This window comes from Acinetobacter brisouioides (assembly GCF_004331075.1).
Classification (GTDB): Bacteria; Pseudomonadota; Gammaproteobacteria; order Pseudomonadales; family Moraxellaceae; genus Acinetobacter.
In genome coordinates, this window is the sequence record NZ_SJNX01000013.1 from 19,533 (window position 1) to 27,795 (window position 8,263).

Annotated in this window: 7 protein-coding genes; 1 reads left to right on the forward strand and 6 read right to left on the reverse strand. The window is 42.6% G+C overall.

Going from position 1 to position 8,263, the window contains the following annotated elements; translation table 11 throughout:
* The first annotated feature begins 31 nt into the window (after window positions 1-31).
* The gene (locus tag E0H77_RS13375; RefSeq protein WP_131378720.1) at window positions 32-2,602 is read left to right on the forward strand and encodes a DUF2339 domain-containing protein; all 2,571 of its coding nucleotides are present in this window, start codon (window positions 32-34) and stop codon (window positions 2,600-2,602) included.
* 40 nt (window positions 2,603-2,642) lie between these two features.
* Here the strand turns inward: E0H77_RS13375 and E0H77_RS13380 are convergent, their stop codons facing one another.
* From E0H77_RS13380 to E0H77_RS13405, 6 genes are all read right to left on the reverse strand, one after another.
* On the reverse strand, window positions 2,643-3,512 hold the full coding sequence (locus tag E0H77_RS13380) for a mechanosensitive ion channel family protein (protein WP_131378722.1): 870 nt from the start codon (window positions 3,510-3,512) through the stop codon (window positions 2,643-2,645).
* Window positions 3,513-3,520: 8 nt separating this feature from the next.
* Window positions 3,521-4,324 carry a DUF432 domain-containing protein gene (locus E0H77_RS13385; RefSeq protein ID WP_131315281.1) on the reverse strand — a complete coding sequence of 268 codons (804 nt, stop codon included), beginning with the start codon at window positions 4,322-4,324 and terminating at the stop codon, window positions 3,521-3,523.
* A gap of 131 nt (window positions 4,325-4,455) precedes the next feature.
* Window positions 4,456-5,280, reverse strand: coding sequence for a carbon-nitrogen hydrolase family protein (locus E0H77_RS13390; RefSeq protein WP_131315264.1), 825 nt, complete (start codon window positions 5,278-5,280; stop codon window positions 4,456-4,458).
* 26 nt (window positions 5,281-5,306) lie between these two features.
* The gene (gigB, locus tag E0H77_RS13395; protein ID WP_131315263.1) at window positions 5,307-5,828 is read right to left on the reverse strand and encodes an anti-anti-sigma factor GigB; all 522 of its coding nucleotides are present in this window, start codon (window positions 5,826-5,828) and stop codon (window positions 5,307-5,309) included.
* A gap of 112 nt (window positions 5,829-5,940) precedes the next feature.
* Window positions 5,941-6,909 carry an RsbU family protein phosphatase GigA gene (gigA, locus tag E0H77_RS13400; RefSeq protein WP_131315262.1) on the reverse strand — a complete coding sequence of 323 codons (969 nt, stop codon included), beginning with the start codon at window positions 6,907-6,909 and terminating at the stop codon, window positions 5,941-5,943.
* 70 nt (window positions 6,910-6,979) lie between these two features.
* Complete coding sequence (locus E0H77_RS13405; RefSeq protein WP_131378724.1) at window positions 6,980-7,879, reverse strand: MlaA family lipoprotein; 900 nt, start codon at window positions 7,877-7,879, stop codon at window positions 6,980-6,982.
* Window positions 7,880-8,263: the final 384 nt, after the last annotated feature.

Here is an 8,263-nt window from a genome sequence, read left to right on the forward strand (position 1 = left end):
CAATAAAACGGCTGCACCGATCAGGAAATCTATGTTGCAGAAAAAATCAGCGGTCATGATGAGCCTTGTTTTGATCTTCTCGGTCATGCTGGCGTGGTTTGTCTATGTATTCGAGAAGCAACAATGGCTGTATTTGCTATTACTGGCAGGATTAAGTTTTTTTATTGTGCTGATTTTTCGACTGCAAAATCAGGTAGATCAACTTGAACAACGTTTATCTGATCTGGAAAGGCAACAAATGCCATATCATTCTGCATCGGCACCCGTTCAGGTTGTTCCACCACCAATTCCTGTATCAATAACTATCCCGCCGCAGCCAGCAGAGTCACAAATAGCATTCTCCAGTCAAACAAATCCTCATTGGCAAGCTGTTTTACAGTGGCTGGTGAAAGGTAATCCCATCTTAAAGGTAGCTGTGGCATTGTTGCTGATCGGGGTAGTGTTGTTACTGCGCTTTGCCAGTGAATATTGGCAAGTCAGTCTGGGTATGCGCTTACTGTCGATCGGGGTGGTCGGTGCAATCACCACTGCAATAGGCTACTGGCTTGGAAATCGTAATCTGCGCTTTGCCGTAGCGGTACAGGGCGTTGGGTTGGCGGTGATTTTTCTGACCCTGATTTTTGCCTATCATTTTCTTTTGATTAACAGTGTGATCATGGCAAGTGTGGTATTGGCTGCATTGCTGCTCATTACGACATGGCTGAGTCTGAAACAAAAAGAAATTTCACTGGCGATTTTGGCATTGGGCATGGCGTATCTGGCGCCATTACTGATTCCGCAATATCGTCCTGATCCCGTATTTTTATGGGAATACTATTTGGTAGTCAATTTGGCAGTTGCCGCGATTAATTTTGTACAGTCGTGGAAGCTGCTGAATCATCTGGCATTTTTTGCCACGATGGGTCTGGCAGGCATGAGCCTGTTCACGCACGATGTCGAGAGTCAACGCAATTATCTGGATATGTTGCTGTGGCTGCATTTGGCACTCTTTATTTGGCTGAGCATCCGCTATAGCCAGTTAATGCTGCGGCAAAAATTGGAATTACAACGCTATGTGTCTATTTTAGATGTTGGGCTGATTTTTAGTGTGCCTGTGTTCGGATTTACCTTACATGCTAGCCTGATGCATCAGTCCAGTCATGCCTTGACTTTGGCTGCGGCAGGTTTGGCGGCAGTGTATTTCGGGCTGACTGTGTGGATTCGTCAGCGACAAGCCGAACTGTCGCTGCTCGGTAAAAGTTTCATGATTTTGGCGACTGCATTTTTTGCCCTGATTTTTCCATTGGCAAAAGGCGCACACTGGACTAGTCTGGGTTGGGTGATTCAGGGTACGGCATTGATTGTATGGGGTGTTACCGAGCGTTATCGTTTTAGTCGCATCATTGGCGAAGCCTTATTGTTCTGTAGTGCAGGCGCGCTATTTTTTCAGATCTGGTCAGATGAAGTTTTCCCAACCCTAAGTGCCTGTATTTATACTCTAGTGCAGTCCGTTGCTGTGTATTTTCTCTTGCAAGATACGCGTACGCCAGAGCGCCGTGTTGCAGCGATTCCGCCCATCAGTTTCTTTTTGGTATTTGCCTTATATAGTGGCAGTGCTGCGAGCGTAGAAATTTTCCACTGGCAAGCCTATGGCTTATTGGCAAAGCTGGCCGTTGCATCGGTGCTATATGCTTTATTTTATGTGGTTGTCACTTTGAAACAGTCAATTGACTGGACAGTCGAGCAACTGATCATGAGTACGATCACCTTAGTCGGGTTAGTGCTTGCCTTGTCGCAATTACAGATTTGGCAAGGTTTACAACATTGGCAAAATAATGGTTTTGCATTGTTTTGTGCTGTTGCTGCACTATTACAGAGTGGATTGTTGTACTGGACACAGCGTCAGCATGACTCAAATCGTTTGCTTGCGCTGTTGTTGTGGGCGAGTCTGGCACTGGCAGGTCTAAGTCTATGGGTACAGGCACCTGTGCTGGCACTGGGGGCATTGCCTACAGTCTGGTTATGGGCTTTGATTGGCCAAAAAAATAAAACACTGCTACAGCATCCTGAGCTATGGCTCTGTAATTTGCTTTGGTTGTTGCTGGTCAATGTCGATCAAGATGCGATACAGGCATACTATGTCATCCCTTTATTCAACCCGATTGATATACTCAGTGTTGCCATGCTGTGTGGCATGCTCTGGTTACAGCAGATTCAGCTACCTTCACTACTTTGGCAACGCTTCTTGAAAGCGAGTCTGTTTTTTATGCTGCTTTGGGTACTGAGCAGTGTGATGGTACGTGCCTTACATCATCTGTTAAATACGCCGTTATGGAGTTGGGAAATCTGGCACAATGGCGCGGTTCAACTTAGCCTGACCTTGCTATGGACATTACTGGCATGCGTGGGAATGACCGTTGCGAGCCGTAAAGCTATGCGTGAAGTCTGGTATATGGGTGCGTGTATTCTGGCGATTGTGGTGTTTAAACTGGCATTGCTGGATTTATCGCAAAGTGCGACTTTAACACGGGTGATTTCATTTATTGGAGCAGGGGGCATGATGCTAGTTATTGCCTATCTGGCGCCGTTGCCACCTGCATTGCAGCAGTCATCAGCTGATTGAGCTGATGACTGTTTTTTGAGTGGCTTTAAGGAAAATGCCGTTAGAGAAGTGGTAGATGATTGTTCCCACCAACAAAACCGATTTTCGGTACAGGAATTTCGATATTGTTTTTCACAAAAGCATCGCGAATTCGTTCCTGCATTTCATCTTTGACCAGCAGATAATTTTCTTGCTGACACCAAATGGCAAATAGCAGTTCAATCGAAGATTCTCCAAAAGCCGTGACTGTCATTGCAGGTTTAGGGTCATCCAGTACCAGAACATGATGCTTGGCAGTAGTCAGGAGCACTTCACGCACTTTAGCGAGATTTTCATGAAAGTTGACTGCAAGGGTAATTGGAATACGCCGAATCGGGTATTTTGACAGGTTATAAACAGGGGTCTTGATCAGTTGTTCATTGGGTAGGCGAATATAAATATTATCCAGAGTCAGAAGTTTGACTGAGAGTAAATCAATTGAAATCACTTCTCCCTCAATCAATTGACCACGTAGTAAAGTCAGCTGAATGGTATCACCAACTTCAAAAGAGCCTTCACCGATCAGAAATAGACCGCTGATGAGGTTGGTTGCCGAAGTTTGTGATGCAAAACCTAAAGCAACGGTCAGAATCCCTGCTGCACCCAAAAAGACACTGACTTTAAAGCCCGCTTCTCTCAAACCTGCCATAACAAAGAACAGGAAAATCGTGTAGAAAATCCCGCGCCGCCACACCATACGCTGATGGGCATTAAATTTTGTGCCAAGTGTACGTATAAATGTATTCGAGACCAAACGGGCAAGTGCAAAACCAATCAGACATAGCGTGGCTGCCACAAACATATCGGAAATGCGTTCGACATTAATATGCATGTTGGTGAACACATCTTTGAAACTGGAGAGCAGGTCTTGAGGAATTTGTGATTTTTCCATTCACGATCCTAAAAAAATGAGTCAAACATATTAAACAACGCACCGCCAGGTGAGCGCGGTGCATGCACATAAACCACTTCACCCGCTTTAGGTGGAGTCCGATTTTCTATACGTACCCGAGGTGGACGATCGGAAGATTCATGTACCACTTTTATGTGCGATGTCCATAAACGCCCTGTGCTTTCACTATAAAATAAAGGCAGAGCAGGAACAGGCACATTCATGCGGTCAAAACGTAACTGTTCATGACTGCTGTTATGAAAAATAATCGGGGTGACTGCGCGAAAGGCACGTGGCTTAAGTTGTTCTAATTCGGTACGACCATCAACTGCCGTGGCATAGCAGAGCTCGCCAGAGAGTTTGTCTGGACCAAACCAAGTATCTTTCGGGCGAATTACAGGCAAGTCAAATAATGGCTCGCGTTGCCCTTCGGCAAACCCTGTAATCCAAAGCGGGGTGCTAATATACAACAAGCCACGTTGCCCTGCAGGAATGTACATCGGATCGACAGGGCGAATCACTACCGAACGATCAGCAAGTCGTGGTAACAGTTGGAACGTATTGCCCATTTTACGAAACATATAGCGTTCAACATGTACAGGCTGCGGAAAAGGAAAATCGGGTTCTAATATTTCTTTCCATTGCTGTTCATAGTCAAACTGGATCGTCGGGCGATGATACTCCATACGCCATTCTTGAGCACCGCGGGTTAAGCGAAATAGTAATGAACCAAATTGCCAAGTACGGGTTTGGTGTAACTCAAAATGATACTCACCCCACCATTTAATATGTTTTTCCCAGTGATCATCCATGAGATCTAAATCTGACACAACATTTCCTTAGATGATAAGCTTTGTCTATCACTTTAATGGGTTAAAAGTCAGGAGTATAGAGGGCAACACTACAATTACAGGAGTGATTGTATTCAATAAAAACTAAAAAATTAAAATTGTAATAAGCGGCGATGTTGTATTAAAGGCATGGCTGCTTGAACTTGTTGATGTTCATTGTGGTCAAAAGCAACGGTAATTAATTGTGCGCCTTCATCTTCCACCAGTGCGAGTAACTGACCACGGCTATTGGTGATTCCAGCATGTCCCCAAGTCTGGCGTTTTTCTCCATGCCAACCTTGCTGAGCCGCGCCGAGGACATAGCATTGACTGTCCATTGCTCGGGCTTGCAGTAAAAGCTGCCAGTGCATTTGTCCTGTCGTGTAAGTAAACGCTGCGGGTGCTGTTAAAATATCCGCACCACGTTGTCTTAACGTAAGCGCCAACTCAGGGAAACGCAAATCATAGCAGACCATTAAACCAATCTGACCAAACGGAGTTGATGCAACCACCACTTCATCGCCAGGTTCAAAAAACTTGGATTCCTGATAACCGCCTACACCATCTGCTACCTGCACATCAAACAAATGAATTTTGTCATAACGTGCTTCAGTTCCTTCTGGGCCGATACATAAACTACTGGTGCGTACACGACCATCAGGCACAATTGAACCATCAGGGCGAAATGGACAAGGCAAAGTTCCTGCAATAATCCAGATCTGATATTGATGCGCAAGCTGCTCTAAACGCTGTTGAATACTTTCAAATTGTTCTGCCGTTTCGCGCTGTTTACCTGCGGCAAAACAAATAAAATTTTCAGGAAAAGTAATGAGGGATGCACCTTGTGCTTTACTCTGCTGAATTAGTAACTCAACCTGCTTGAAGTTATCTTCAATGCTATTTTGTGAGTTCATTTGGGCAACAGAGAGTAAAGTCATGGCAAGCGTTCCTTTGCTATTTTTTATTAAGCATTATGAGGATGAACAACTTCTTCTTCAAATTGATCTTGTTCTTTTTCGAGTTGTTTCACTAAAGGTTCAAAAATATTTTGATTACTATCATTAAGTTCCATCAAAGTGCGATGAGCATCTAAGACAGTATTGAGCATTGTCTTGTGGGTAATATTTTCATCAACAAGTGTGCGCGTACAGACATTGTTATCACCACAGTTGAGCATGATAAAAACCTGCCCTAAGCCCATGCTATTTGCTAGCGTGGTGATATCTGGGTTCGTCGATAGCATCACTGCCTGAATCTGATGTGCCTGTTTTAGCTTGATCCCGAGTTTTGCTAAAATCCCGAGAACTGTACTATCGATAAATGTAGTTTGAGTTAAATCGACAACCGCACCTTTAACGTTGCTTTGCTGTTCAATCTTACTCAAAAGTTTGTCTAAACTAATACAAGATTGTGCGCGAACTTCTCCAATAATCTTGAAAAAATGCGTGCCATTCAAACTTGCATATTCAACATGACCTGTTGACATATATATGCCATTTTTTGAGAAGGATTAGAAAATTATCACATAGGGGGGGGACATACTCAAGTGGTTGAGCAGTGAAAATTAATTACAAAAAACTACCATATAGGTTTTTTTGCTACTTTACTCGGCACAAACTTAGAATTGCGATATCATCGGCGACATGTGCAGGTGCTTCAAATGTATGGTTTTGTAGATGTTCTACAAGCTTTTGAAATTGTTCATTTAAACCGCCATCAAATGGCTCTAGCGCCCCATCCGAACACACAATGAAACGTGCTTGTTTGCTTAAAATACATTCAAACTCCTCAACTTCTAAGTCTTCAGTTAGGCCTAGGGGAAAGCTGCTGGTATTTAAAATTTTCGGAGGCTGATTCGGCTCAAATAAGATCGCTGGAGGGTAATGTCCTGCACTGGACCAACGTAAATGATGGGTCTCAAAATTCAAAATTCCCGTAATCATGGTGATATGTTTTTCAATATTTTCTTGGACTAACATACCATTGAGCTTTTTAATCAGCTCACGCGGTGTTTTAGAGCGACCATGAAAAGCAGCCATCCATGAAGTCAGTAAACTACTGGTCACGCCGTGACCAGAAACATCGGCGAGATAAAATATGATTTCTTTATCACTGATTTTCCAGTAATCGTACCAGTCTCCTGACAAATAGGCAGACGGTTTAAAAAATGATTCTATTTTATAGTTAGGCAACTCAAGTGGGGTTGGGAGTAATTTTTTTTGTAATATGGCGGCAGAGGGTAAATCTCGACTATCTTGATTACGTTTATATTGTGCATCAATTTTAGCAAGAGCTTCAGTAGGCTTTTCAGGGAGTTGATACCAAATCCATCCTGCTAATGCACCTGCTTGCCATGCTTGCGCAAGCGCAGAGCCTTCATCTTCAAAAGCAAGTACAATCGTAGGTAACTCCCATTGATGTTCTAAAAAATCTTGTACGTCAGCAATCGCAATAATACTCTGATCGTAAAGGGAAATGTCCTCTATATGAATCATTTGTAGGCTCGGTAAAGCACTTAACACACGCTCTAAATGAGGTATTGTTCGAGTAGGTTTAATGAAATACATAAATGAGAGAACAGTCCTTTTACATCAATGGTTGATTCAAAATATAATAAATAATGCTAATCACAAATCATTATTTATTATTAGGCTGAGAATCGGCTGGTGTACTACTATCTACTCCGTCATTCTCATCAATAAATGAAGTTTCCTGACTCGAATCCCCTTTTTTCTCCGCAATAACAAAGCGTTTTCGCTGTAAGTAGGCATCTCGGATTGCTGCGTAACGGTCACCTTGTAAACCATGATCCACATCTAACAATGAACTACGGACATCAATGGCATATACCGCCCAATCTCCCCAATATAATCCAGGGTAATTCTCTTGCAAAATATACTTTTGTGGGCTTGCCTGAGTATCAACAATAAAACCCAAACCATCACGTAAAGTACTTGGGCCAAGAAATGGCACCATCAAGTATGGACCTGAAGAAACACCATAATAACCCAATGTCGTGCCTAAGCTTTCTTCTTCTTGATCTAGACCTAGGCGGCTGGCTGGATCTGCTAAGCCTAATGTTGTAATACTATTAATTAAAAACCGTCCCACTGTTTGAAATGCGCGCTTAGGTTTCCATTGAATGATTTGGTTGGTTGCATTCCAAGGTTCAGCTAAATTGCCCCGAAATTGACGATACGAACCACGTACTTCGACAGGAATCTTTGCCTGATACTGTACAGCTATAGGTCGTAGGGCATGACGATCTATATAGTCATTAAAGACAAAGATCTTACGGTTGAGTGGTTGGAAAGGGTCTTTAACATCATCAGGCTGAGTTGCATTCGCATCGACTTTTAAATCTTTAATTGTTTTTTCGGAAAATGCCTTAATTTTATCAATACGATTGCCTTTTGTAGCAGTCGATTGAACCTGAGCTTCATTTATAGGAGTAGAAGAGTCGGATTCCGCCGCTAGAGCAGAACCACTGAGACCGAACGTCATCACAGAAACCCACAATACAGAAAACTGACGCATACGCATTTCCGACATTTTAGTTAGATAGTTTAATTTTAACCATTATATAGCATGAATAAAATTGAAATGTGATTATCACAATATGAAAAAAAGAAACTAAATCATAAAAAAAGCGTATAAAAGCAGCAAAAAGCCTTAAAAAGCTGAAAAAACGCACACCTGAGATAAAAAGTGCTAAAAAGTACTTGCAAGCGATAATGAATGGTCTATAATGCGTATCCATCGGCGGTGATGTTGATAAAAACTTGTTGAGAAACAAGGGCTTAGTTAAAGTAATTGAGTTCTTGGGTAGATTGGTGGGTTTTAAAATAAATTAACATTGCAGTTGACTTTCTTGAGAAAGAGAGTAACATAGCCGACCTAGCTTGATGATGACGAATCATT

Coding starts and splice junctions, on each gene's coding strand:
- E0H77_RS13375 (WP_131378720.1), top strand. CDS start 32: ATGTTGCAGAAAAAATCAGCGGTCATGATGAGCCTTGTTTTGATCTTC.
- E0H77_RS13380 (WP_131378722.1), bottom strand. CDS start 3,512: ATGGAAAAATCACAAATTCCTCAAGACCTGCTCTCCAGTTTCAAAGAT.
- E0H77_RS13385 (WP_131315281.1), bottom strand. CDS start 4,324: ATGGATGATCACTGGGAAAAACATATTAAATGGTGGGGTGAGTATCAT.
- E0H77_RS13390 (WP_131315264.1), bottom strand. CDS start 5,280: ATGACTTTACTCTCTGTTGCCCAAATGAACTCACAAAATAGCATTGAA.
- gigB (WP_131315263.1), bottom strand. CDS start 5,828: ATGTCAACAGGTCATGTTGAATATGCAAGTTTGAATGGCACGCATTTT.
- gigA (WP_131315262.1), bottom strand. CDS start 6,909: ATGTATTTCATTAAACCTACTCGAACAATACCTCATTTAGAGCGTGTG.
- E0H77_RS13405 (WP_131378724.1), bottom strand. CDS start 7,879: ATGCGTCAGTTTTCTGTATTGTGGGTTTCTGTGATGACGTTCGGTCTC.